The organism is Mucilaginibacter sp. P2_A4, assembly GCF_056405015.1.
In genome coordinates this window covers 93,675-117,962 of sequence record NZ_JBFUCX010000014.1, presented here as the reverse complement: position 1 = coordinate 117,962, position 24,288 = coordinate 93,675, and the positions used below count along the sequence as shown (strand labels likewise).

Sequence of the window (24,288 nt, the reverse complement as noted above, 5' to 3'; positions counted from 1 at the left end):
AATCTGCACATCTGAATTTGCACATCTGAAATCTGCACATCAATTAAATGTCCATCAATTCTTTCTTCTTTTTACTTTTCATTCGTTTGGGTACAAATTCAAGTATTTCGTTCTTAAGGGCTTCTATCATGCGGCGCTTTAAAAAATTGCGTTGTATCACGATGCTCACTTCACGGGCGGGCTCTGGCGATTTAAAATAGCGCACCTTGTCTAATTGCTTGTCAGAAAGTTCGGCCAGTGCAAGTTCGGGCAGTATGGTTGCGCCATTGTTTTGGTCAACCATGCGTTTAAGAGTTTCCACGCTGCCGGTATTATATTCAAAATGCTGAAATCCTTTGGTCGCTTTACGGCGTTGGCAGATGTTTAATACCTGCTCGCGCATGCAATGCCCTTCGTTCAGGATCCAGATCTCTTCCATATCAATATCATCCGGTGTGATGCTTTTCTTTTTGGAGAGTTTGCTGTGTTTGGATACGTAGGCCACAAAATTTTCATAAAACACGGGTATCTCAGTTAAGTTATTTTCGTGCAGTGGGGTAGATAGGATACCGCAATCAATCATACCCAGCTTTAACTGTTGAACTATCTCTTCGGTAGTTTGCTCCCATACTATCAATTTTACCTGCGGATATTTTTCAATAAAGCCATGGATTATCTTGGGTAATATATAAGGTGAAATAGTAGGGATGATGCCAACCCGTAATTCGCCGGATAGTTCCTTTTGCCTGTCGGTGATGATCTCCTTAATCTTCTCACTTTCTGACAGCATAACGCGTGCCTGGGTAATTATTTCTATACCTATTTCGGTAGGTGTTACGGGCTGTTTGCTGCGGTCAAATAGCTTTACGCCCAGGGTATCCTCCAGCTTTTGCACCTGCATGCTCAGGGTTGGCTGGGTAACAAAACATTTCTCGGCGGCTAACACAAAACTCCGGTAAGTGTCAACGGCTACTATGTATTCGAGTTGGGTAATTGTCATATAGATAAATTCTATACAAACATAGCAATTATTGATTTTTTCTATTGATTTATTATTGTGAAGTTTGATATAATAAAACTAACCTATATGGAAACCAATAAAAGAAAGCTGACCACTGCCTCTGGCAAGCCTTATGCGGAAAATGAGAATACCCAAACCGCGGGACCAAGGGGGCCAATTTTGCTGCAGGATTTTATACTGCATGAAAAAATGGCGCATTTTAACCGTGAGCGTATCCCTGAGCGTGTTGTACACGCAAAAGGTTCCGGCGCTTATGGAAAGCTCACCATTACGCATGATATTTCGCAATACACACGTGCCAAAATATTTAACATGATTGGTAAAGAAACAAAGGTATTCTTACGTTTTTCTACCGTTGGCGGCGAAAAGGGATCAGCAGATACCGAGCGCGACCCGCGTGGTTTTGCTATTAAATTTTATACCGAAGATGGTAACTGGGACCTGGTTGGTAACAACACCCCGGTGTTTTTTATAAAGGATGCTAAAAAGTTTGGTGATTTTATCCATACCCAAAAACGCGATCCATACACCAATAGCAAAAGCGCTACCATGATGTGGGATTTTTGGTCGCTTAATCCCGAAAGCCTTCACCAGGTAACTATCCTGATGAGTGATAGAGGTACACCTTACGGCTATCGCCATATGGATGGCTTTGGAAGCCATACATTTTCGTTCATCAACGCCAAAAACGAAAGATTTTGGGTGAAATTCCATTTCAAAACCCAGCAGGGTATTAAAAACTTTACAGATGCAGAAGCTGCAGATATGCGTGGTAAAGCACCTGATTTTGCCCAGCACGATCTGCTGACACATATTGATAACGGTGACTTTCCAAAATGGAGCCTGAAAATACAGGTAATGCCGGAAGCTGATGCTGCAACGTACCACCTTAATCCCTTTGATTTGACCAAAGTATGGCCACATGGAGATTATCCGCTGATTGATGTAGGTGTGTTGGAACTTAACGAAAACCCCGACAATTATTTTGCTCATGTGGAGCAGGCTGCTTTTGCCCCGGCGCATGTGGTAGATGGTATTGGCTACTCGCCCGATAAAATGTTACAGGGAAGGATATTATCATACCCGGATGCACACCGTTATCGCTTAGGAGGTAATTATGAGCAAATTCCGGTAAATAAATGCCCTTACCTGGTAAGCAATTATGAAAGGGACGGACAAATGAGGGTTGACGGCAATGGTGGTTCGGGACCTAACTATTTCCCAAACAGCTTTGATGATATAGAAGCCGATCAAAGCTACAAAGAACCAGCCTGGGATTTTGGAAACTCTGTTGGCGATTGGTATGACAGGAACGCAGAGGGCGAGAACGACCATTACACGCAGCCAGGCGACTTATACCGTTTAATGGATGCGCAGGCCAAACAGGATCTGATCAACAATATCGTGAACTCTATGAGTGGCATAGATGGCCCTAAGAAGGACATTATCACCAACCGCCAGCTTTGTCACTGGTTTAGGGCTGATATTAACTTAGGTATGGCTATTGCCAAAGGCCTTGAGCTTGATTTGGCAGAAACCATGAAACAAATGCCGGCTTAGGTTAGTTTGCAGTTTTGGGTTTGCAGTTTGCAGGCTCTCATATAATAAAAAAAGCGATGGTTTAAACCATCGCTTTTTCTATTATATGTTTTTTGTACCCGCTGTTTGTGTCCTCACAAACAGCTTGCAGAAAGCCGCTCTCATAGTTGTTTGTGGGGACACAAACAACGGGAAATGATATTAAACAAAATGAGATTTGAGACGCTTTTGAAGCTTTCTCAAATCTCATATCTAACATCTCATATCTATAACTACTCTACCGTAACAGACTTGGCCAAATTCCTTGGCTGATCAACGTTACAGCCGCGCATTACGGCAATGTGGTAAGCCAATAGTTGTAACGGTATGGTAGCAAGCAGCGGTACAAAAGCTTCGTTGGTTGCGGGGATCTCAATTACATAATCGGCCATCGCTTTAACTTCTGTATCACCCTCGGTAACTATCGCTATTACGTGGCCTTTGCGGGCTTTAACCTCCTGTATATTGCTGATTACTTTCTCGTACGATGAGCTTTGGGTGGCAATTACCACAACCGGCATATCATCGTCAATTAAGGCGATAGGGCCATGTTTCATTTCGGCAGCGGGATAGCCTTCCGCATGTATGTAGGAGATTTCCTTTAGCTTCAAAGCGCCTTCCAGTGCAACCGGGAACGAGCTTCCCCTGCCCAGGAACAGGCAATTGGTGGAGTCTTTAAACTTCGCTGCAATCTCCATTACATGGTCGTTGCATTTTAAAGCCTGCTCAACCAGTTGCGGTATTTCATCAAGCTCGGTTAAATATTCAACCAGTTTGCTTTGGGTTATTGTACCGCGTTGTTGCGCTATGTAAAAAGCGATAAGGGTTAAAACACTCACCTGTGCAGTAAATGCTTTGGTTGATGCTACACCTATCTCGGGCCCGGCATGGGTATAAACTCCCGCATGCGTGGTGCGGGGTATAGAAGCCCCAACTACATTACAAATACCAAAAATGGTGGCTCCCTTTTCTTTGGCCAATTCAATGGCTGCCATGGTATCGGCGGTTTCGCCGGATTGGGATATGGCTATAACCAGGTCTTTCTCCGTAATAATAGGATTTCGGTACCTAAACTCCGATGCATATTCAACCTCTACAGGTACGCGGGCATATTCCTCAATGAGGTACTCGCCTACTAAGCCGGCATGCCATGAGGTGCCACAGGCAATAATAATAATCCTGTCTACATTCTTTAGCTTCTCGGTGTATTCCTTTATCCCACCCAGTTGTACTTTGCCCTGCTGCGGGTAAATACGGCCGCGTAAACAATCGCGGATAGAACGCGGCTGCTCATAGATCTCTTTCAGCATAAAGTGATCGTAGCCGCCTTTTTCCAGCATTTCCAGTTTAAGATCGAGTTCCTGGATATATGGGGTTTGTACCGAATTATCGATATTTTTTATCAGCAGGCTATCGCGGTTAATAAAGGCAATTTCGTTATCATTTAAATAGATCACGTTTTTGGTGTACTCCACAATAGGCGTAGCATCAGATGCAACAAAGTATTCGCCTTTGCCAACACCAATTACCATAGGGCTGCCTTTCCGGGCTGCTATAAGCAAATCGGGCTCATCGGCACTCATGATCACAATGGCGTAAGCACCTATAACCTTGTTCAGGGCCACCCTTACTACTTCGCGCAGATCAAGGCCGGTTTCGTCCTGAATATCCTCTATCAGGTGTATTAAAACTTCCGTGTCGGTATCGCTTTTAAAAACATGGCCCTTGGCGGTAAGTGTTTCCTTGATGATGCCATAATTCTCGATGATGCCATTGTGAATGATGGTAAGCTTACGGTTACCTGAAGAGTGCGGGTGAGAGTTACGATCGCTTGGAGCACCGTGTGTGGCCCAGCGGGTATGGCCCATTCCTACCGTACCTTTAAGGTCAATATCTTTAACAAATTTTTCAAGGTCATCAACCTTTCCGGCCTTTTTGTAAACTTTAAGTTCCTTATCAAATAAAGCAACGCCGGCGCTATCATAGCCCCGGTACTCTAAACGATGAAGGCCTTTTATAATGATGGGGTAAGCATCCCTGTAACCTATATAACCAACAATTCCGCACATAGTAAATTTTATAAAATGTAAATGGAGCAAAAATAATCAGCTATATAACATACTTCACAGCTAATTATTTTAATTATTTGAGAATAGTGCAAGGTTTTTACTTACTTAAAAATTATTTTTAAGAAGTGCTATTGGCTTAAACAAAAAAATCCCCTAAGCGGGGATTCTTTTTATTTAACTTGAAGTTTTTTTACTTGGGGATCTTGGTGTAAATGATATTCAACTTAATGCGGTAAGGCGAATTTTTATCATTACCAATCAGTATAGCGCGGGCAGCGGTTTGTACACTTGTAGCAATACCTGATGCACCTGTTGTTGAATTTACCTCGGTGGTATCAATAGGAGCTATGTAAGTTCCGTAATCCACCGTCTTTTTACGGATCAGGTCCTGAATGTAGCCGGTGATAACAAAACGATAGGCTTTAACAGGCTCTTTGGTTGTCCGGGTGTAAAAGCCGCCAAATAAACCAGCCTGGTAACGGGCATCAGTTGACGAAGCATCCTGTATCAGGATACGCTGATGGGCAATATCCAATTGATACATTGTCAATTTAGAAAAAGGCGCATATGGTATTCCTGAGCCTTGTACCGGTGTTATAACCAGTTCGGCACGGTTTAGTACAATTGAATCCGGATTAAGCTTACTCAGTCCAGGGAAAGAAATCTTACTGCGTAAACCACCTAAGCCTTGTAAGTAAAAAGTGGCTTGTGTAGTTGTGGCGGCCCTGGCTGCAGTTATGGTTGAATTATATTTGTGGATGATCTCTGCCGCATGTATCGGGAAGGTTAATGACACGGTTGTTGTATCGGTTGTCGTGTCGTTTTTGGCCTTGTAAAAAATATCTAAATGAGATGCAGTAGAAGCAAGATTTAACTGTAAAGTACCGCCTGCATTTGATGGCTGAGCCCTTTCTACAGTAAGGTATAAACCCTTAACGGCATTTTGAAAAGCCGCGTCAGATGATAATTGAGTACCACTTGCATTAAACAGGTTATCATAAATGAACTTTTTGCTGAATGCTACGCGTAATTGAGGGGCTACCCTTTGCACAGTATCAATTGTGTCTTTACGTATCCTGGCAATTGTTAAACTATCATGCGTGTTAGCTGTAAATGTTTTGGTTGCTAAAACGGTTGCCTCATTATCCCAGTGCTGGTTACTGTAGTAGGTTTGATTAAGCGGCTTCACTTTTAGCTGATACACATTGATCTTGTAACGTGTAGCTACCGAGTCGCCATAAAAACCATTTGCATACCCCAATACCAATACTGCCGAATCAATGGTAAGCGTACCCGGAGGTACTGTATAAGGAGCGGTAGGCAAAAGCATACCTAAGGCAACATTTGCTTTTACTGTGCCAAAAGCAGGATCAACAAAATCACCCAGTGGTGTTTTGGTAAGGCCTGATGTAATTACCGTGGAAGAGTCTTCGGCAACGGTATTGATAACCACATTGGTATCAACAATTAAGTTACCGCTTATCTGGTTTGATGTATCAATACCTAAACCAATGCCATCCTGGCGCTTACAGCTATTCAAAATAAAAAGACTTATTAACAGGGTCAATAAGTCTAATCGGAAAAATTTCATATATAATATTAAGTATTATGCAACATGCACCAATTCGTCGTTGGTAATTTCGTCGTAAAAATTGTAATAATTTTCGAAATCTGCGGTAGAATCAAATTCTAAAACCGATTTATTGCTGTTTTTAACATTATTTAACACATCTGCATCGATATTTTCGCTGCCCAAAACAATGCCATCAGAGTATTGAATGGCGCCTGCATATAGCGCAGAATTTGTACCTTCCTTATAGGTATCCACATGCTCTTCGGTCATGTTGCTCATGATTGCTTTTTGGGCAAAATCATCAGCCAACTTGTCCTTAAAGTCATTTTCATAGATGGAATAGATGATCTTTGAATTTTTAAATGTCGGATCGTCTTTATAGGTAGTTTTTAAATAAGCAGGTACCAAAGCACTTAACCATCCATGGCAATGGATGATATCAGGAGCCCAGCCTAATTTTTTAACTGTCTCCAATGCACCTTTGCAAAAGAAGATCATCCTTTCATCGTTATCGGCGTAAAATTTGCCGTCTTTATCACCAAACACATGTTTACGCTGAAAATATTCTTCATTATCTAAAAAATATACCTGCATACGTGCTGCCGGGATAGATGCTACCTTGATGATCAGCGGGTTATCATTATCGTTGATAATAATATTCATACCCGATAAACGGATAACTTCATGAAGTCTGTTCCTGCGCTCATTGATATTGCCAAAACGAGGCATAAGGATACGGATCTCGTAACCCTTCTCCTGCATTGCCTGCGGAAGTTGTCTTGTTATTTCAGCAATTTTTGTGAGTTCAAGGAAAGGAGACATTTCATGAGTTATAAACAATAGCTTAGATTTACCCATCACTTAATCAGTATTAAAAATATGTAAAGAAGTCAAAAAATTTGAGTTTGCAAATGTAATCATTATTATATAAACTGTCAACGAATTATGCAAGTAACTTTTGGAATTTTTTACAAAAAAGTACACCTTTGCCAAATTTTGTAATTTAAATTGCATTGAAAATATTTACCACCAGGCAAGAGGTAGCGCAGTATTTTACCTATAAAACGGGCAAAACTATTGGCTTTGTTCCTACTATGGGCGCACTTCACAACGGCCATATATCATTAATTAAACAGGCACAGCAAGTGTGCACCGAGGTTGTTTGCAGCATTTTTGTAAACCCTACACAGTTTAATGACCCTAAAGATTTAGAAAAATATCCCCGCCCAATAGCTGCAGATATTGCAATGCTGGAGCAGGCTGGCTGCGACATTTTGTTCAATCCAACTGTAAGCGAAATTTATGATGACGATGAGAAATGGCATTTGGACATAGGCGATATGGAGCATTTGCTGGAAGGCAAATTCAGACCGGGGCATTACCAGGGTGTGATGCAGGTGGTAAATAAACTGTTTAATATTGTTAAACCAGATATGGCTTTTTTTGGCCAAAAGGATTACCAGCAGGTTATGGTAATCACTAAAATGGTTGAACTGCTGAACATGCCTGTTAAACTGGTGATGTGCCCCATACAGCGCGAAACCGATGGGCTGGCCATGAGCTCAAGGAATGTTCATTTAACAGCTTATGACAGGGAGCACGCGCTCATCTTATCTAAAACCCTGGGCTGGGTTAAGGAGCATTTTAATGTGGATAGCATACCAGAGCTACAACAACAGGCAGAGCAGATGCTGAATAACGAACCGGGCATTATACCGGAATATTTTGAAATAGTTGATGGGGACACCCTGAAACCGGTTGCCGCCACTACAAAAAAAGTAGTTGCCCTTGTGGCTGCCCGCGCCGGTAAAACGAGATTGATAGATAATATGTTGATATATTAATGAATAGATGATCCTACTTTAGGGCATGTTAATGGGGGTATTTATAGCTAAAATGCAGGTGTTAATCATTTTACAATCCATGGACTATCGACCATTAACAATGGACCGAATTATTTATAACTTTGCACCATGATTATTGAGATATTAAAGTCCAAAATTCACAGGGTGAAGGTAACACAGGCGGAACTGAATTATGTGGGCAGTATTACAATTGACGAAGATCTGATTGAGGCAGCCAATATTATACCTAACGAGAAAGTTCAGATCGTAAATAATAACAACGGCGCCCGTTTTGAAACGTATGTTATAAAAGGCGAGCGTGGCAGCGGTACGGTTTGCCTAAACGGCGCTACCGCACGGCTGGCCCAGGTTGGCGATGTGGTTATCATCATGTCATACGCATATATGGAGAGGGAAGAAGCCCGCGTGTATGAGCCAATATTGGTATTTCCGGATGGCGATAATAAGCTGATTAAATAACAGCATTCTTTTTCCCCAATAAATTCCTGCGGCGGCCCTTAAAAATGTCGCTTTAGCTTGCTCTGCAATAGCTCATGGGCCAGATGAGTTAATTGTACAACATCTGTTTAAGCAGTAATTAATAAATTATCGCTGCCTCGGTTCGGCGCCAATGCCAAGTGATACTTTTAAACTGATATCAACGTCGGAGGCTTTGCGCAGCAAATAAACCATTCTTACGCGTACGCTCGGCTGGCGTACAAGCTCATCCAAAAAGTGGGAGTTATCAATATCAAGAACAATGCTATTGCCTACGTTTGGGGTAATATCCTTACGTACAGCCACTAAAACCTCGTCGCTGCCATCGGTTTTTGACATATAGATTCTTAATGCCTCAATGTTGCCAATATTATAATCTGACGGATCTTTGGATTGTAATTTAGCCGAGATAATACGAACCTCGCTGATTCTGTTGGCGTTGTTACCGTCTTTTGTAAAATCCTGATCGAAACTGTTTGCAATGCTTATGGCCGTATGAGGCTCACCTACCTTTGACGATGCAGGGATTGCCAGATCGGCAGTATAAGGAAAAGTAGATTTCATTATTGACTGCAGCATACCGCAACTTCCTAAAAACAAAATAGCAGCAAGCAAAAAAAATGTTGGTTTCTTCATCATGATTATCGCCGTAAGGTAATTGTAGAATACTACAATTACAAGTTTAATTGGTTTATTAGGTAATTTACACACTATAAATATATTAAGATTTTATGGAAACAACAGGCTTATTGCAGGTATTGAATAATATAAATATGTATACAAGAGGAGATGAAAATCGTACCCCTGGAGATGGTGATAAACGCTGTGATAGGCGGCTTGTTGATGTTTCCATCTCTTATTAATAAAAGAAAATGTCATTTCGAGCGAACCAGAACGGGAATTGAGCGCCGTGGTGAGGAGAAATCTTCGACGCCTGCATAGCCGACCGCCTGTCGCATAGGATTTCTCTTTCGCGCCCCGCTCATTCCTCCCCATGCTCCATCGAAATGACATTTTTTTTAACAATCCCTGGTGAAAAGATGTGTACTCCCTCCTGGGACTAAACCCCGAAGCCGGAGCTATATACACCTTGTGCACCGCTTTGGGCGAGTTTTTTTATCATACCAATATAAAAACCCCGAAATGGATTGGCTACATTTTTCAAAGACCCGAAATGCACCGCATACACCACGAGTACGAAAAACATACCAGTAATTACGGCGATATTGTTTGGTGGGATATGTTATTTGGCACCTATGCAAATCCACAAAACTTTAATACATCATGCGGGTTTGATACCGAAAAGGAGCTTAAACTCATCCAAATGCTCAAATTTAAGGATGTACATAAAATATAAATATTAATTCAAAAAAAAGATTAATTGTGTTTAACAAAACCCTATCTTTGCACCCCGACACTGAGGTCGGGATTTCTCGCCTTCAGTGCATAGGAAAAATCGTTTACAGGCTTGCAAAAAGCCGGTAACTTTTGACTTAGAACTTTTGAATTAAAAAAAAGCCCTATGCCCAAAGATAATTCCATCAAATCCGTTCTGATCATTGGCTCTGGTCCCATCATTATTGGCCAGGCCTGCGAATTTGATTACGCTGGCTCACAAGCCGCCCTTTCCCTTAAAGAAGAAGGTATTACCGTATCCATCATCAACAGCAATCCGGCAACTATCATGACGGATAAGGTTATTGGGGATCATGTTTACCTGCTTCCACTCACCTGCGCAAGTATTGAACAGATACTTACCGAACAAAAAATTGATGCTGTACTGCCTACCATGGGCGGCCAAACCGCGCTCAACCTTTGTATTGAGGCTGCCGAACGTGGAATTTGGGAAAAATACGGTGTTAAAATTGTAGGGGTTGATATAGCCGCGATTGAAAAAACAGAAAACCGCGAGGCTTTCCGTCAATTAATGGTTGATATTGGTGTAGGTGTTGCAAAATCAAAAATTGCCAACTCTTTTTTAGAAGGAAAAGAAGGTGCGCAAGAGATTGGCTTCCCGCTGGTTATTCGCCCAAGTTATACACTGGGGGGTAAAGGAGCAGGATTTGTTCATAAAAAAGAAGATTTTGACGCCGCCTTAAACAAAGGCTTACAGGCATCGCCAACCCACGAGGTTTTGGTTGAGCAGGCCGTTATAGGCTGGAAGGAATACGAATTAGAGCTGCTGCGCGATAGTAACGACAACGTGATCATCATCTGCTCTATCGAGAATTTTGATCCAATGGGAATCCATACCGGCGATTCAATCACCGTGGCCCCGGCCATGACCCTGAGCGACCGCTGCTACCAGGATATGCGTAACCAGGCTATCCGTATGATGCGGGCCATTGGCAACTTTGCCGGCGGCTGTAACGTACAGTTCTCGGTTAACCCTGCCGATGAATCTATCATCGCTATTGAAATTAATCCACGCGTTTCGCGCTCATCGGCACTGGCATCAAAAGCAACAGGTTACCCAATTGCTAAAATCGCTGCCAAGCTGGCCATAGGTTACAACCTTGATGAAATAGAAAACCAGATCACCAAAACAACTTCGGCCTATTTTGAGCCTACTTTGGATTATGTGATCGTTAAAATACCACGCTGGAACTTTGATAAGTTTAAAGGCGCAAACAAAGAGCTTGGCCTGCAAATGAAATCAGTAGGCGAAGTGATGGGTATTGGACGCAGCTTTATTGAAGCGTTGCAAAAAGCTTGTCAGAGTTTGGAGATTGGTCGTGCCGGTTTAGGTGCCGACGGTCGCCAGAGTCGCAATCTGGATGAGATCATGTACAGCCTTGAGCATCCAAGCTGGGATAGGTTGTTCCATATTTATGATGCATTGAGCTTAGGCGTGCCTATTGAATCGGTACGTAAAGTTACCAAGATAGATCGCTGGTTCCTGAACCAGATCATGGATGTGGTTAATTTAGAGAACGAACTGCGCCGTTATTCACTGAATAACATTCCTGAAGAATTCTTCTTCACCCTTAAACAAAAAGGTTTCTCGGATACGCAAATTGCCTACATTTTGGGTAACGTAACCGAAGAGGATGTTTACCAGCGCCGCAAGGGATTGGGCATTAAGCGTGTTTACAAAATGGTTGATACCTGCGCTGCCGAGTTTCCTGCAAAAACCCCTTACTACTATTCAACTTACGAGGGCGAGAACGAATCTGTTTGCTCAGATAAAAAGAAGATCATCGTATTAGGATCAGGCCCTAACCGTATAGGACAGGGTATTGAGTTTGATTATAGCTGCGTGCATGGTTTACTGGCCGCAAAAGAATCAGGCTTTGAGGCCATCATGATTAACTGTAACCCGGAAACAGTATCTACCGACTTTAACATGGCTGATAAGCTGTACTTTGAGCCGGTTTACTGGGAGCATGTTCGCGAGATTATTGAACTGGAAAAACCTTACGGTGTAATAGTTCAGTTAGGTGGGCAAACTGCTTTGAAAATGGCAGAAAAAATGCAGGAGCATGGCATCAACATTATCGGAACATCATTTAATGATATGGATGTGGCCGAGGATCGTGGCCGCTTCTCAGATTTGCTGAAAGAGCTTGATATTCCATATCCTAAGTATGGTGTTGCCGAAAGCGCTGAAGAAGCTTTGGAGGTTGCTCACCATGTAGGTTACCCTGTATTGGTTCGCCCAAGCTATGTTTTAGGCGGACAGGGTATGAGTATAGTTATTAATGACGAGGACCTGGAGAAAGCTGTTGTAAGCTTATTGCGCAACCTGCCGGGTAACCGTGTACTGATAGATCACTTCCTTGACCGTGCGGCAGAAGCCGAGTCGGACTCGATAAGTGATGGCGATGATGTACATATCATTGGCTTGATGGAACATATTGAACCTGCCGGAATCCATTCTGGAGATTCGTTTGCGGTGTTGCCGCCCTTTGATCTATCTGACAATGTGATCAGCCTGATGGAGGAATATACCGTTAAAATTGCCAGGGCATTAAATGTGCGTGGCTTACTGAATATACAGTTTGCAGTCAAAAATGATAGTGTATATGTAATTGAAGCTAACCCGCGCGCATCACGTACGGTGCCTTTTATCGCGAAGGCTTATGACGTGCCATACATCAACATTGCCGCCAAAGTAATGCTTGGAGTTAATAAACTGAAAGACTTTACCATAGAGCGTAAGCTATGGGGTTATGCTATAAAAGAGCCGGTATTCTCCTTTGATAAATTCCCTGAGGTAACTAAGGAATTAGGCCCCGAAATGAAATCAACAGGTGAATCCATCCGCTTTATACCTAACCTGCAGGATCCATACTTCAGGCACTTGTACAAAGAGAAATCAATGTACCTGAGCAGGTAGTAAAATATTGAATTAATAAACGTTGTAGTTTAAACGCTTATAACATTTGCCTGTAACCAAACCCGGTTACAGGCAAATTATGGTTAAATTTAGTTGCTATAGTTTGAAAGTTAATTTAAGTAATAACCAGGCATTCAACCTTAATAATGTTGATCCTGAGGATTTGGATGACGTTCTTGTAAAAATTGAAAGATCATTTAATATAAGTTTAGAAGATACATCTTTTAAAGATGTTAAAACCTTCGGCAAACTTTGCGATATCGTAGTTGAAAAAGTAAAGCAAACCAACAACGAAAGCTGTACCACACAGCAGGCATTCTATAAGATCAGGAATGCTATTAACACCACCATTGCGGCCCCTAAAGAGCTTGTAAAACCCCAAACGAAACTGGAGGATATCTTCCCCCGTGATAATCGTATTGTAGTTATAACCGAGATAGAAAAGGAAATGGGCTTTCAGCTTAACCTGCTGCAGCCTAAGCAAGGTATCATAACGGCATTTGCATTTATACTTATTGCCTCATTGGCCGGGTTCTTTTTTCAGCCGGTAATGGCTGCTTTAGGTCTTATCGTAGCTCTGTCAGGATTTGCACTTGCCGGCAGGTTTGGGAAAGAGCTAAAAGTAAAAACGCTTGGCGACTTGGCCGAAAAAGTGGCAAAAGAGCATCACCTGAAATGTAAACGTGATGCCGCTACCGTGAACCGGGCCGAAATAGCGCAAAAAGTAAAAGAGCTTTTCACTAAAGACCTTTACCTGGAGCCGGCAGTATTAACCCGCGACGCAAAATTTAATTAGGCATATCCGTATTTTGTAATTTCAACATATTGTATTATTTTTCAAAGGCTCTGTTCAGGAGCCTTTGTCATTTGCCCTAAAACCAACCTTATGAATACTGCCTGCAAAGCTGTAATAACCCTTATCCTGTTTGTTTTTATTGCCGGTTACGCCAACGCACAGGCCAAAAATGCAATCGGGCTTGGCCCTGCGTTTAGTACGTCAGCAGAAAATCCTACAGGCTTTGGCATAGTTTTCCAGGGCGAAATAAAACTCAATAAAAGTTTTAGTATAGTACCCTCGGTTGGTGTAGAGGTACCTTACGTTGTTTATGCAGGATTGGCCGGAAGATATTATGTGGAGCCCCGGTTTTATCTGCACCTGGGTGGTTTCATTCGTGCCGGTGGCGATACTTTCAGCGATAGCGGCCCCGGCGGAACCGCTGGCTTAGGGTATATGCTGCTCTCCACCAAAAGAAACGTTATTGATCTTAACTTCCATGGCGATATCCTGAGCTCTGAAAACAAATCAAGGGCAGTAGGTGGCATCCGTATAGTATATAGTTTTTCGTTTACACGCCTGGATAAATAAGTTATTGGCAAAAAGAGGCTACTTATCCACCATCAGCCCTGTCACCTCAAAAATTAATCTTCTCCTGGCATCTGTTTTTACCTTGTGTTGCTTTTTTCCGGTAACGGTGTCACCGGCCAGGTGTTGCAGATCATCAGCGATAAATAGCTTTTGAGCAACACCTTCAATAATTACCCTGCGCCCGGTTATATTTTGGGGAATGGTGATGTTATAATCTTTAAAATGAGCGGCAATTACTTTGCCGCTGCCGGCATCCATTTCAAACCAGCCGCCTTTTTGTTTGGTAACCCGCGTAACCTTGCCCTCAATGGTGGTGCTGATGCGTGTTTTCTTACCCATAAACGCCTCCGTTTTTCCGGCAGCCATTAAGGTAGTGGTATCCGGTTTTTTTCCATAAACCATACCATGTGGCAGCGGTGTATGCAATTGGGCCAATGACATTGTTGTGCAAAACACAGGAACTATTAACAGCGCTAATTTCATTTTATAGTTTATTGCTGAATAACATCATAAAATGTAAAATGTTGGCCACTCTTTTTATTGAATATTGCTTGTTACGTTTTAGCGTAACCAAACGTATATGTTCACAGTAAACTCATTTATTTATGTTCAATTTGCAGCTATCATTTGTTAAAATGTTAATGAATGTTAAAATATCTTAATAAAGTAATAAGCTTTAACAAGTTGGACTATTTTTACAGCTAACAACATACCCTTGCTTAATTAATTCATATAACAACCCAATGAACAAAACCCATACTAAATTAGTCCTGTTTGTGGCAATCCTTTTTGCTTTTGCCGTTACAGGATGCGTTAAAAGCAGCGATCCCGTGGCTGGTTCCATACCAGTAATTACTACTACCGATGTAGTTAAAGATGCCGCCGATACAAGTGCCCACAGCGGTGGATTGATCACCGAAACACTTACCGCTGGTATTACTTATTATGGTGTTTGCTGGAGCACTACAAATACAAGCCCTACCATTACCGATTCAAAAACCCAGGATACTGTTATCTCGCTAAGTTTTACAAGTAAAATGAAAGGGTTAAAAATCAATACTAAATATTATGTGCGTGCTTATGCAAGTAATGTTGTTGGTACCGGCTATGGTAAAGTAATTGAGTTTACTACCGGAGGTGATCTTACCTCAAAAGTTGGTACAGTAAGCACATTTGCAGGTAATGCTGCCCCGGCCTTTGTTGATGGTAGCGGTACCGCTGCATCTTTTTACAGCCCACAGGGTATTACACTTAGCAGCGATGGTAATTTTTATGTGGCCGATGCATTTAACAGCGCGATAAGGAAAGTTACAAGCGCCGGCGATGTAAGCACACTAACCGGTAATGGAACCATTGGCTACATAGATGGCTCATTGGCTAATGCCCGTTTTTATGCGCCGCAAAGCCTGGTAACGGATGCTGCCGGTAACATTTACGTTGCCGATTTCAGTAACAATATTATCCGTAAAATTACGCCTGCAGGCGTGGTAAGTACCCTGGCCGGAAGCGGTAGCGCGGGATACGATGACGGTACAGGTGTTGCTGCTTCATTTAATAATCCACGTGGCCTTGCTATTGATGCAACCGGTAATATTTATGTAGCCGATAGAGGTAACAACCTTATCCGTAAGATTACACCAGCTGGTGTGGTAACAACGTTTGCAGGTAACAGGTCATCTGCCTATGTTGACCAGATTACGGGCACCAGCGCTTCATTTAATAAACCATCGGGGCTGGCAATTGATGCTGCCGGTAATATTTATGTGGCCGACGCGCAAAACTATGCTGTTCGTAAAATTACATCTGCGGGTATTGTTACTACTTATTTGGGCAATGCAAAACACCAGGTGCTTGGTTCACCAGCAGCAATAGCAATTGATGCTAAGGGAAACCTGTTTATAACAGATCAAACCGGTCGTGTGTTTGAAGTTACTACTGATAAGGTTTTATTGCCATTAGCCGGCCGGAGTTCAACTGCTGGTTTTGCAGATGGTGCTGGAGCAAGTGCTTTGTTTAATTCACCACAGGGTGTGGCTGCTGATGCCAATGGCAACATTTATGTAGCTGATGCCGGTAATAACCGTATTCGTAAAATAGTATTACCTACTTTTTAAGCTAAAAGGTGAAAGCCAAAAGCTTAAAGCAAGACCTTAATAAAAAAAGCTCAGGGAAATATTCTCTGAGCTTTTTTATTGATTATCTTTTTGCTTTGAGCTTTCTGCTTTAAGCATTCCCTGCTATCCAAATAGCTGGCCAAAAACCTCCTCTATGCTGCTTACAATTTTTATGTCGATATCATAGCGGGACAAGTCCATCCGTTTTTTGTCCTGCCCTCCGGATGGGAGGTTGTATTTGGAGATAAATATTTGGTTAAATCCCAGCTTTTGCGCCTCGGCTATGCGCTGTTCTACACGGTTCACCGCCCTGATCTCGCCAGAGAGCCCTATCTCGCCGGCAAAGCAGGTTTTAAAGGGCACAGGCATATCCTCATGCGATGATATAATGGCAGCTGCCAAACCCAGGTCGATAGCCGGATCTTCAACCCTGATGCCCCCCGTAATATTCAGGAACACATCTTTGGCCGCCAGCCTGAAGCCACAGCGTTTTTCAAGCACGGCCAATAACATACTCATCCGTTTGGTATCAAAGCCCGTAGCGGTGCGCTGAGGCGTGCCATAGGCCGATGTACTTACCAATGCCTGGGTTTCTATCAGCATCGGCCGCATGCCCTCTAAGGTTGCGGATATGGTAATGCCACTTAAAGGCTCATCCCGGTGTGATAACAGTATTTCGGAAGGGTTGGATACTTCCCTGAGGCCCTCGCCTAACATTTCATAGATACCAAGCTCGGACGAAGAGCCAAAACGGTTTTTTATAGTGCGCAGGATGCGGTATACATGGTGCCTGTCGCCCTCAAACTGCAGTACGGTATCAACCATGTGTTCCAGTATTTTGGGGCCGGCTATCATGCCATCTTTGGTAATGTGGCCTATCAGGAATACGGGGGTTGAAGTTTCTTTGGCAAAGCGAAGCATCTCTGCCGTACATTCCCGTACCTGTGACACACTCCCCGGTGTAGATTCGATATGTGATGAATGCAGGGTTTGGATGGAGTCGATCACCACCAGGTCGGGCTCCAGCGATTCTATTTGCTTAAATATGTTTTGGGTGGATGTTTCACAAAGCACGTAGCAAGCGCCCCCGCCCCCTGAAGGGGGAGTTTCTGAGTTTATGATTAATGAGCTATTCTTTTTAGCTCCCCCTTCAGGGGGCGGGGGGGGCATCGCCAGCCTTTCTGCCCGCATCTTAATCTGCCTTTCGCTTTCCTCTCCCGATACATAAAGTACCTTGAGGTTGGGCATGTTGAGGGCCAGCTGCAACATCAGGGTTGATTTACCTATGCCCGGCTCGCCGCCTATTAATACCAGTGAGCCTGCAACTATGCCGCCGCCTAATACCCGGTTAAACTCTTTATCGGGAGTAAGCATGCGGTGTTCTTCACTAAAGGTGATATCGGCAACCTGCACCGGCTTATTGGCTCTTTGCTGGGTGTTTGAAGTAACCTTCCATGTAGGTACGGCGTTGTTGGTGTTACCCTTATCTATGATTTCCTCCACAAAGGTGTTCCACTGCTGGCACGATGGACATTTACCCAGCCACTTGGCCGATTCGAAGCCGCAGCTTTGGCAGAAATACGCAAATTTAGTTTTGGCCATTATTGTTATATGTGCAGATTACAAATTTCAGATATGCAGATTTTTTTCTAATGCGTTCATGAAACCACGCCATTTTAGATGTACAAATATGCAGATTAAATCATAGGTTTTACTAATTAAATTAGTAAAATATACCCGTTCGCATTTTGGTGAGTATAAGTATTACCGGGGATTTACTTAAAGCAGGCACGCTGTTTTTAAAAATCAGAACAATGACAAGATCATAGCAGTGTTTTTTATCACGCTTTATCACTTATTTTTGTTTGATAACCGCTTAAATTAGCTGACCTATAATTTCAAAAATAATGAAGCCTTATGAAAACCATATTTGACCAAACAACCAGAGAGGAACTATTAACCCGAATTAAAAAACTTGACGAAACCAATACTGCGCAATGGGGCAAAATGAATATTTACCAAATGGTGAAACATTGCACCCTTTTTGACGAAATGGTATTGGGCAGGCAAAAGTATAAACAATCTTTCATCGGTTTTTTATTTGGCAAGATGGCTTTGAAAGGTATGATTAAAGATGAGCTCCCGGTAAAGAAAAATATGCCCACTGTTGCCGGATTTAAAGTAACTGGCAACGGGGATGTTATAGCCGAAAAAAATAAATGGATCGGCCTGGTTGAGGAGTATTCGGATTTTTCAAACTATGATTTTGTTCATCCGTTTTTTGGAAAAATGACTGCTGAACAAATCGGCTATTTGGTTTATAAACATACTGACCATCATTTGCGGCAATTTAATGCTTAGCAAGCAACAACAATTTACTATTAGCGCATACTGCCGATCCAAAACAATTGGCCGGTTTAAAATCCGGACTATAAAAAAGGCAAGTGCTAAAAATGTGTAAGTACCTCGTTGACTACCCTGGCCGGGTTGCCATACGCCACAGAATTGCCGGCAATGTTGTGGGTAACCACTGAGCCGGCTCCTATGGTAACATTAGAGCCAATAATTAGCCGTGGTAAAATAGTTGCATTGGCGCCTATGCTGCAATTGGAGCCTATCTTTACATCTCCCAGTATGGTTGCCCGTGGTGAAATTTCTGTAAATTCGCCAATTTGAACACCATGATGAATTTGGGCTCCGGTGTTTATTAAGCAACCTTTTCCAATTACAACTCCCGAGCCAATGAAACAATTTTTCATCACATCGAAACATAAATTATTTACAAATTGACTAAATGTAGATGTGATGGATTTTAACGGGCAATACACCCCTCCCAGTTTAACAAACTTGTTGAAAAGAAACCGCCTTTTAGCAGGATCGCCAATGCCTAAAATGAAATTGAATTTACCATGTGAAATACCTCTAATATCATCTGCTGATTTCAGTACATCGTAATTCCGCAATCTGACGTTTGAAATATTGATGTCGTCATAAAAAAACATCTCATCAGTTACCGGATTTTCCAATAACACATCCAGCACTTCTAATGCGTGTCCGCCTGCTCCAATTACTATCATGTCAATTCGTTTTTTGTATTTTTTGGTCTATTTCATTTAAATGCTTTAGGTTATTGCCTGTTTCATTAAATTTTTAATTCTTAAAAAAAATTCAACATTTAATATTGATATGAACCCGGCTTTGAGACATGTATTTATTGCAATAAACGTACCAACGCTATTTTTTAGTGTTCATTAATGATTCATTTTTCAGCTAATTTAAAATGCATTTCAGCTGTGAAACAGACATGTATTTTTTTGCCGGTTTGTGTCTAATTGTAAAGAGATTTTACACTTTTTGTAAAACATTTGGTTGCTATTTACAATTTTATAAAATTATTACAAATTTCTATAGCATTGACTTTCAATTAAATACATTTGGAAAATGAACTTTGGGCTGAGCAATACTTGCAGGGTTTTGCAGACATTAAATTAAAACGGTATCCAATAAAGGGCACAAGTTGCTTACAACCTGCATTATCTACTTTAACCTTTAGCTAATTTTATCGTTTGCAAAATAAACCGAAATGAGTGAGTTATGATGAAAAAGCGCGAATTAGTGGTAAGCATATGCTGTATTACTTTCAATCAAAAACAATTTATTTTCCAGGCGCTTGATGGCTTTATCATGCAGCGAACGAATTTTAAATTTGAAATTGTAATTGGAGACGATTGCTCAACCGATGGTACATCGGAGGTTGTTAAATTTTTTAAAGAAAGCTATCCTACAAAAGTTACAGTGATTGCAAATGAAAAAAACAAGGGTTGTTATTATAACCTGATGAACACACTTAAAGCTTGTAAAGGTAAATACATTGCGCTTTGTGAAGGTGATGACTATTGGACAGATGAGCATAAATTACAAAAACAGGTCGATTTTTTAGATCAGCATCCCGAATACATAGTTTGTTGCCATTACACCCGGGTAATTGACGCGTTTGGCAAAACGCTGCACGAACACCCAAATCCGGTACCGCGTGAATATACATACCTCGATTTACTTGTGGGGAAGCAGGAAGAAACCAAAACAGCCACCGTGGTATATCGTAATGTACCGCAGGTAAACCAGTTTTTCCAGAAGCCCTGGTATTTCAACGTTTTTGCTGCCGATAAGCTATTAAAGATTTTTGCAACCTATACCACAGGTCTTAAAATATATGTCATGCCAGAGGTAATGAGTTGTTACCGTAACCACGTTGGCGGTATCTGGAGCATGATAAAAGATGATGCGCGGATGGAAATGATGATCAGTGATTTTAATTTGATCATTAAACAATTTGGCTATCCCGTAAGGGAGAAAAGAAAGCTACTCTTGCTTTACATAAAAAGATATTTATTATTTGAGCTTACACGATATAAAATGCGGAAGGCTTACAACACCGTAAAATACCTGCTTTAAGTATTTGGATGCATGTTCGGGCGGTAATGGCGTCGATTGCCTGGGGACTACCCTTTTTGTCATCCTGAACATAGTGAAGGATCTGTTCGCAGACTTTACAGGGCGAAGAAGCATCGCGAATAATAGATCCTTCACTATGTTCAGGATGACAAATCTTTGGGAATGTCATTTCCCTCCCCCTTAAAACAAAAAATGTGCAGACGTTTTATCAACATCTGCACATCTTATAGCTGTATATCAAAAAAACTTACAGTTTAATCTCTTCGTCTTTATTGGAGAAGAAGTGAAACTCGGTGATCTGGTAGGCGGGGTTACTTTTAACTTTAATCCACTGCCCGTATTTCAGGAACCACTTCATTTGGCGGGTATAAATACCCTGTTTAATAAAGGCTTCAATATATGGGTGCACGGATAGGGTAATTCCCTTCTCGTTTTGCTCATCCAATATATAATTGAAGTTATTTTCAATGTCGTCCATCAGCAAAATGGTTGGCCTAATGGTACCTGTACCATTACATGTAGGGCACACTTCGCTGGTTACAATGTTCATTTCGGGCCTTACACGCTGGCGTGTAATTTGAACCAATCCAAATTTACTCGGAGGTAAAATGGTATGCTTTGCCCTGTCCAAAGTCATTTCGGTACGCAGGTAATCAAACAGTTCTTTACGGTTTTGGGGCTTGTGCATATCAATAAAATCGATAACAACAATGCCGCCCATATCGCGTAAACGTAACTGGCGGGCAATTTCTTTAGCCGCTTCTTTGTTTACCTGGTAAGCGTTCTCTTCCTGGTTTTCTTTACTGGCTGTACGGTTACCGCTGTTCACGTCAATAACGTGTAATGCTTCGGTATGTTCAATAACCAGGTAAGCGCCGCCGGCAAGGTTTACGGTTTTACCAAAGGCTCCTTTAATCTGTTTATCAACGCCAAAATGCTCAAATATAGGCTCCTTATGCTTATGCATGCGGACTATACTTTCCATATCGGGCGATATTTCATGGATGTATGACCGAATTTCTTCGAACATACCGTTATCATTTACATAGATATGCTGAAAATCGGGGTTCAATATATCCCTTAGGATAGTTGATGTACGCCCAATTTCGCCCAAAACCTTTTTAGATGGTTCTGTTGACGGCAACCTTGTTATAAATGATTCCCACTTTGATATCAGATCAAGCAAGTCTTTTTGTAATTCCTCAACGCCTTTACCTTCAGATACCGTACGGATGATTACACCAAAATGCTTTGGTTTAATACTTTCAACAACCTTGCGTAAGCGGTTACGCTCTGTATTACTTTTTATTTTTTTGGAGATAGAGATTGCTTCCGAAAACGGAACCAATACAACATATCGCCCTGCGATAGAAAGATCAGAACTTAAACGCGGTCCTTTGGTTGATATAGGTTCTTTGGCTATTTGTACCGGTATAAGCTGGCCCTTTGTCAATATATCAGAGATCTTACCTCCTTTATTGATATCGGCTTCCAGCTTAAAGCCATCCAAAAGCTTTGACTGATATCCCCCGCTACGTACTTGCTTGGTCAGCTTCAGCAGGCTCTGCACCTGCGGACCAAGATCAAGATAATGCAAAAAGGCATCCTTCTCGTAGCCTACATCCACAAAGGCAGCATTTAAACTGGGCATAATTTTCTTTATACGCCCAAGGTAAATGTCTCCAACAGTATAATTATTGCTGGTTTGTTCTTTGTGAAGTTCTACAAGTTGTTTGTCCTGTAATAATGCAATGGTAGCCCCATTGGGGGATGAATCGATAATTAATTCTTTTATCAACTGCTACTCCATTTCTTAAAACGGCAAAAACCGTATGTAAATAAGTGGGTAAAAAACACTCGTAATAAAAAGTTACCCACCTTTAATAAAGGCAGGTAAAATCTGCTAATTTATAGCAGCTTATTTCTTTTTATGTCTGTTTTTTCTTAAACGTTTTTTGCGTTTGTGGGTAGCCATTTTGTGTCTCTTACGTTTTTTACCGCTCGGCATAGTAATAATTTTTAAATGTGATTAATTCTTTAATTCCTTTATGTATTCATCAATACGTTGCCCAAACACTTGGTCGGGCATCATTTCTTTGCATTTTTGGTAAGCAGCAATTGCTTCCTTTTTCATGCCCAGTTGTTTGTAACTTTCGGCCAGGTAAAATGTTGGCTCCAGTTCTGTTTTTTGGGCAAGTAACGTTTTAAACCTTGTAACCGCTTTTTCGTACTGTCCCGATTTCATGGCAAACATTCCTAAGTTGAGGTTTGCACTCCAATTGTTCGGGTCTTTTTTAACTACTTCAAGCAGTAAGGCTATACCTTGCATAGGGGCACCTGCGCCATTAACGTACGCTATACCTAATCCTGTTTTACCCACAAGGCTTTCAGGTTGTAACTTTAAGGCATTTTGAAAAGCCTCTGCAGCATTTGTAACAAAAGCAGGCTGCAATAAAGTATCCTGGGTAATTTTGTATGCATCGTTAAAACGATTACCTGCATTTAACCAATCTTCGGCTTTATTTTGCTTACGGGCCAAAGCCTGGTAGTAAAATGCTGCCGGTGCGGGCTGGTTATCATCATCCCACTGTTTTGCCAGTTGCTGTTGCAACATATCGGCATCAGTGCCTGATGCTTTTTTTAATTGCCCTTCAAGGTCGTTTATCTTAGCTGCCAAACCCGCCCCAATTGCGGCTTTGGCCGGTTCTGATACCATATCAACCGTTACTGTTGAAGCCTTGCGGCTGGTGAGCACGTTTGTTTTATCGCTTTTGGCCTCTTTGGGTTTTATTAAACCTTTAACAGGTAAATAATACAAATAGCCCATAACAATAACTATTGCTACACTTATGGCTATTTGTTTCTTATACATATCTTTAAAATTATTTGGTGGTTTTGTTGCCTGTTTTTACTTTCTCAACAAAAGTTTTTGCTGGTTTAAAGCTGGGCACAAAATGCTCGGGGATAATGATGGCAGTATTTTTTGAAATGTTACGTGCTGTCTTTTTTGCTCTTTTCTTTACTACAAAGCTACCGAATCCTCTAACGTAAACATTTTCGCCACCAACCATTGAGCTTTTAACAACTTTAAAAAACGCCTCAACAGTTTCCTGCACGTCTACTTTCTCTATACCTGTCTTAGATGAGATTTCAGTTATAATTTCTGCCTTAGTCATATCTGATTTACTTTTATTTAATTATATAAATACTTAACTGTTTTGGGGTTGCAAAAGTATCGCTTTAAAATTTAAGAGCGAAATATTTAATAGATTTTTTTTACTCAGTACCTAAAACGCATATTTTCGTTACAAAGTATAGACAATTGGGCTTATTTACGCCGCTATATGAATACGTTTTTTGGGATGAAAGATTAGTTGAATAAAGCGTGAAAACCTGGCAATTCTCCCGGCTTTTCAAACGGCACTTTTAGCCAGTATTTTTCTTTCGTTTGG

At 41.5% G+C, this 24,288-nt stretch carries 22 protein-coding genes; 11 read left to right on the top strand and 11 right to left on the bottom strand.

Going from position 1 to position 24,288, the window contains the following annotated elements; translation table 11 throughout:
• Positions 1 to 43: 43 nt before the first annotated feature.
• On the bottom strand, positions 44 to 979 hold the full coding sequence (locus tag AC1DYB_RS23320; RefSeq protein WP_295716494.1) for a hydrogen peroxide-inducible genes activator: 936 nt from the start codon (positions 977 to 979) through the stop codon (positions 44 to 46).
• Between the two features lie 87 nt (positions 980 to 1,066).
• Between AC1DYB_RS23320 and AC1DYB_RS23315 the strand changes: the two genes are divergently transcribed.
• Positions 1,067 to 2,560, top strand: a complete 1,494-nt coding sequence (locus tag AC1DYB_RS23315; RefSeq protein ID WP_477397075.1) for a catalase — start codon at positions 1,067 to 1,069, stop codon at positions 2,558 to 2,560.
• Between the two features lie 251 nt (positions 2,561 to 2,811).
• Here AC1DYB_RS23315 and glmS read toward each other — a convergent pair whose 3' ends face one another.
• The 3 genes from glmS to AC1DYB_RS23300 all read right to left on the bottom strand — a co-directional run bounded on the left by glmS (position 2,812) and on the right by AC1DYB_RS23300 (position 7,078).
• Positions 2,812 to 4,647, bottom strand: coding sequence for a glutamine--fructose-6-phosphate transaminase (isomerizing) (gene glmS / locus AC1DYB_RS23310; protein WP_477438421.1), 1,836 nt, complete (start codon positions 4,645 to 4,647; stop codon positions 2,812 to 2,814).
• Between the two features lie 190 nt (positions 4,648 to 4,837).
• Positions 4,838 to 6,238 (bottom strand): DUF4270 family protein, encoded by a 1,401-nt coding sequence (locus AC1DYB_RS23305; protein ID WP_295716499.1) that lies wholly within the window; start codon positions 6,236 to 6,238, stop codon positions 4,838 to 4,840.
• Positions 6,239 to 6,253: 15 nt separating this feature from the next.
• A complete protein-coding gene (locus AC1DYB_RS23300; protein ID WP_477438419.1) occupies positions 6,254 to 7,078 on the bottom strand; it encodes a glycogen/starch synthase in 825 nt (274 codons plus the stop codon).
• Between the two features lie 155 nt (positions 7,079 to 7,233).
• Between AC1DYB_RS23300 and panC the strand changes: the two genes are divergently transcribed.
• Together panC and panD are read left to right on the top strand one after the other, a co-directional pair.
• Positions 7,234 to 8,064 carry a pantoate--beta-alanine ligase gene (gene panC, locus AC1DYB_RS23295; RefSeq protein WP_477438417.1) on the top strand — a complete coding sequence of 277 codons (831 nt, stop codon included), beginning with the start codon at positions 7,234 to 7,236 and terminating at the stop codon, positions 8,062 to 8,064.
• Between the two features lie 129 nt (positions 8,065 to 8,193).
• Positions 8,194 to 8,544 (top strand): aspartate 1-decarboxylase, encoded by a 351-nt coding sequence (gene panD, locus AC1DYB_RS23290; RefSeq protein ID WP_295716502.1) that lies wholly within the window; start codon positions 8,194 to 8,196, stop codon positions 8,542 to 8,544.
• 126 nt (positions 8,545 to 8,670) lie between these two features.
• Here the strand turns inward: panD and AC1DYB_RS23285 are convergent, their stop codons facing one another.
• Complete coding sequence (locus tag AC1DYB_RS23285) at positions 8,671 to 9,201, bottom strand: hypothetical protein (protein WP_295716504.1); 531 nt, start codon at positions 9,199 to 9,201, stop codon at positions 8,671 to 8,673.
• Between the two features lie 92 nt (positions 9,202 to 9,293).
• Here AC1DYB_RS23285 and AC1DYB_RS23280 point away from each other — a divergent pair, with 92 nt between their 5' ends.
• The 5 genes from AC1DYB_RS23280 to AC1DYB_RS23260 all read left to right on the top strand — a co-directional run bounded on the left by AC1DYB_RS23280 (position 9,294) and on the right by AC1DYB_RS23260 (position 14,267).
• Complete coding sequence (locus AC1DYB_RS23280; protein ID WP_477438414.1) at positions 9,294 to 9,425, top strand: hypothetical protein; 132 nt, start codon at positions 9,294 to 9,296, stop codon at positions 9,423 to 9,425.
• A 179-nt stretch (positions 9,426 to 9,604) separates the two neighbouring features.
• Positions 9,605 to 9,919 carry a sterol desaturase family protein gene (locus tag AC1DYB_RS23275; protein ID WP_477438412.1) on the top strand — a complete coding sequence of 105 codons (315 nt, stop codon included), beginning with the start codon at positions 9,605 to 9,607 and terminating at the stop codon, positions 9,917 to 9,919.
• A 165-nt stretch (positions 9,920 to 10,084) separates the two neighbouring features.
• Positions 10,085 to 12,901 carry a carbamoyl-phosphate synthase large subunit gene (gene carB / locus AC1DYB_RS23270; protein ID WP_477438410.1) on the top strand — a complete coding sequence of 939 codons (2,817 nt, stop codon included), beginning with the start codon at positions 10,085 to 10,087 and terminating at the stop codon, positions 12,899 to 12,901.
• Between the two features lie 103 nt (positions 12,902 to 13,004).
• Entirely contained in the window at positions 13,005 to 13,697 is a 693-nt protein-coding gene (locus tag AC1DYB_RS23265) for a hypothetical protein (RefSeq protein ID WP_477438408.1), read from the top strand.
• 90 nt (positions 13,698 to 13,787) lie between these two features.
• Positions 13,788 to 14,267 carry a hypothetical protein gene (locus AC1DYB_RS23260; protein ID WP_477438406.1) on the top strand — a complete coding sequence of 160 codons (480 nt, stop codon included), beginning with the start codon at positions 13,788 to 13,790 and terminating at the stop codon, positions 14,265 to 14,267.
• An 18-nt stretch (positions 14,268 to 14,285) separates the two neighbouring features.
• On the opposite strand, the gene AC1DYB_RS23255 is transcribed toward AC1DYB_RS23260, so the two are convergent.
• The gene (locus AC1DYB_RS23255) at positions 14,286 to 14,750 is read right to left on the bottom strand and encodes a DUF4920 domain-containing protein (protein ID WP_477438404.1); all 465 of its coding nucleotides are present in this window, start codon (positions 14,748 to 14,750) and stop codon (positions 14,286 to 14,288) included.
• A 260-nt stretch (positions 14,751 to 15,010) separates the two neighbouring features.
• On the opposite strand from AC1DYB_RS23255, the gene AC1DYB_RS23250 reads away from it, so the two are divergent.
• Positions 15,011 to 16,381 carry an NHL repeat-containing protein gene (locus AC1DYB_RS23250; RefSeq protein WP_477438402.1) on the top strand — a complete coding sequence of 457 codons (1,371 nt, stop codon included), beginning with the start codon at positions 15,011 to 15,013 and terminating at the stop codon, positions 16,379 to 16,381.
• 123 nt (positions 16,382 to 16,504) lie between these two features.
• On the opposite strand, the gene radA is transcribed toward AC1DYB_RS23250, so the two are convergent.
• Positions 16,505 to 17,983 carry a DNA repair protein RadA gene (radA, locus tag AC1DYB_RS23245; RefSeq protein WP_477438400.1) on the bottom strand — a complete coding sequence of 493 codons (1,479 nt, stop codon included), beginning with the start codon at positions 17,981 to 17,983 and terminating at the stop codon, positions 16,505 to 16,507.
• 315 nt (positions 17,984 to 18,298) lie between these two features.
• Between radA and AC1DYB_RS23240 the strand changes: the two genes are divergently transcribed.
• A complete protein-coding gene (locus AC1DYB_RS23240) occupies positions 18,299 to 18,742 on the top strand; it encodes a DUF1569 domain-containing protein (RefSeq protein ID WP_477438398.1) in 444 nt (147 codons plus the stop codon).
• Positions 18,743 to 18,828: 86 nt separating this feature from the next.
• On the opposite strand, the gene AC1DYB_RS23235 is transcribed toward AC1DYB_RS23240, so the two are convergent.
• Positions 18,829 to 19,458, bottom strand: a complete 630-nt coding sequence (locus AC1DYB_RS23235) for an acetyltransferase (RefSeq protein ID WP_295716534.1) — start codon at positions 19,456 to 19,458, stop codon at positions 18,829 to 18,831.
• Between the two features lie 517 nt (positions 19,459 to 19,975).
• Here AC1DYB_RS23235 and AC1DYB_RS23230 point away from each other — a divergent pair.
• Positions 19,976 to 20,836, top strand: a complete 861-nt coding sequence (locus AC1DYB_RS23230) for a glycosyltransferase family 2 protein (protein ID WP_295716535.1) — start codon at positions 19,976 to 19,978, stop codon at positions 20,834 to 20,836.
• A gap of 247 nt (positions 20,837 to 21,083) precedes the next feature.
• On the opposite strand, the gene AC1DYB_RS23225 is transcribed toward AC1DYB_RS23230, so the two are convergent.
• The 3 genes from AC1DYB_RS23225 to AC1DYB_RS23215 all read right to left on the bottom strand — a co-directional run bounded on the left by AC1DYB_RS23225 (position 21,084) and on the right by AC1DYB_RS23215 (position 24,012).
• Complete coding sequence (locus tag AC1DYB_RS23225) at positions 21,084 to 22,634, bottom strand: Rne/Rng family ribonuclease (RefSeq protein WP_295716537.1); 1,551 nt, start codon at positions 22,632 to 22,634, stop codon at positions 21,084 to 21,086.
• A 231-nt stretch (positions 22,635 to 22,865) separates the two neighbouring features.
• A complete protein-coding gene (locus AC1DYB_RS23220; RefSeq protein WP_295716538.1) occupies positions 22,866 to 23,708 on the bottom strand; it encodes a tetratricopeptide repeat protein in 843 nt (280 codons plus the stop codon).
• Positions 23,709 to 23,718: 10 nt separating this feature from the next.
• Positions 23,719 to 24,012 (bottom strand): HU family DNA-binding protein, encoded by a 294-nt coding sequence (locus AC1DYB_RS23215; RefSeq protein WP_259093777.1) that lies wholly within the window; start codon positions 24,010 to 24,012, stop codon positions 23,719 to 23,721.
• Between the last annotated feature and the right edge of the window lie 276 nt (positions 24,013 to 24,288).

What these genes read in the sequence shown, in the direction of transcription:
- AC1DYB_RS23320 (WP_295716494.1), bottom strand. Translation starts at nt 979, where the DNA reads ATGACAATTACCCAACTCGAATACATAGTAGCCGTTGACACTTACCGG.
- AC1DYB_RS23315 (WP_477397075.1), top strand. Translation starts at nt 1,067, where the DNA reads ATGGAAACCAATAAAAGAAAGCTGACCACTGCCTCTGGCAAGCCTTAT.
- glmS (WP_477438421.1), bottom strand. Translation starts at nt 4,647, where the DNA reads ATGTGCGGAATTGTTGGTTATATAGGTTACAGGGATGCTTACCCCATC.
- AC1DYB_RS23305 (WP_295716499.1), bottom strand. Translation starts at nt 6,238, where the DNA reads ATGAAATTTTTCCGATTAGACTTATTGACCCTGTTAATAAGTCTTTTT.
- AC1DYB_RS23300 (WP_477438419.1), bottom strand. Translation starts at nt 7,078, where the DNA reads ATGGGTAAATCTAAGCTATTGTTTATAACTCATGAAATGTCTCCTTTC.
- panD (WP_295716502.1), top strand. Translation starts at nt 8,194, where the DNA reads ATGATTATTGAGATATTAAAGTCCAAAATTCACAGGGTGAAGGTAACA.
- AC1DYB_RS23285 (WP_295716504.1), bottom strand. Translation starts at nt 9,201, where the DNA reads ATGATGAAGAAACCAACATTTTTTTTGCTTGCTGCTATTTTGTTTTTA.
- AC1DYB_RS23280 (WP_477438414.1), top strand. Translation starts at nt 9,294, where the DNA reads ATGGAAACAACAGGCTTATTGCAGGTATTGAATAATATAAATATGTAT.
- carB (WP_477438410.1), top strand. Translation starts at nt 10,085, where the DNA reads ATGCCCAAAGATAATTCCATCAAATCCGTTCTGATCATTGGCTCTGGT.
- AC1DYB_RS23260 (WP_477438406.1), top strand. Translation starts at nt 13,788, where the DNA reads ATGAATACTGCCTGCAAAGCTGTAATAACCCTTATCCTGTTTGTTTTT.
- AC1DYB_RS23255 (WP_477438404.1), bottom strand. Translation starts at nt 14,750, where the DNA reads ATGAAATTAGCGCTGTTAATAGTTCCTGTGTTTTGCACAACAATGTCA.
- AC1DYB_RS23250 (WP_477438402.1), top strand. Translation starts at nt 15,011, where the DNA reads ATGAACAAAACCCATACTAAATTAGTCCTGTTTGTGGCAATCCTTTTT.
- radA (WP_477438400.1), bottom strand. Translation starts at nt 17,983, where the DNA reads ATGGCCAAAACTAAATTTGCGTATTTCTGCCAAAGCTGCGGCTTCGAA.
- AC1DYB_RS23240 (WP_477438398.1), top strand. Translation starts at nt 18,299, where the DNA reads ATGAAAACCATATTTGACCAAACAACCAGAGAGGAACTATTAACCCGA.
- AC1DYB_RS23235 (WP_295716534.1), bottom strand. Translation starts at nt 19,458, where the DNA reads ATGATAGTAATTGGAGCAGGCGGACACGCATTAGAAGTGCTGGATGTG.
- AC1DYB_RS23230 (WP_295716535.1), top strand. Translation starts at nt 19,976, where the DNA reads ATGATGAAAAAGCGCGAATTAGTGGTAAGCATATGCTGTATTACTTTC.
- AC1DYB_RS23220 (WP_295716538.1), bottom strand. Translation starts at nt 23,708, where the DNA reads ATGTATAAGAAACAAATAGCCATAAGTGTAGCAATAGTTATTGTTATG.
- AC1DYB_RS23215 (WP_259093777.1), bottom strand. Translation starts at nt 24,012, where the DNA reads ATGACTAAGGCAGAAATTATAACTGAAATCTCATCTAAGACAGGTATA.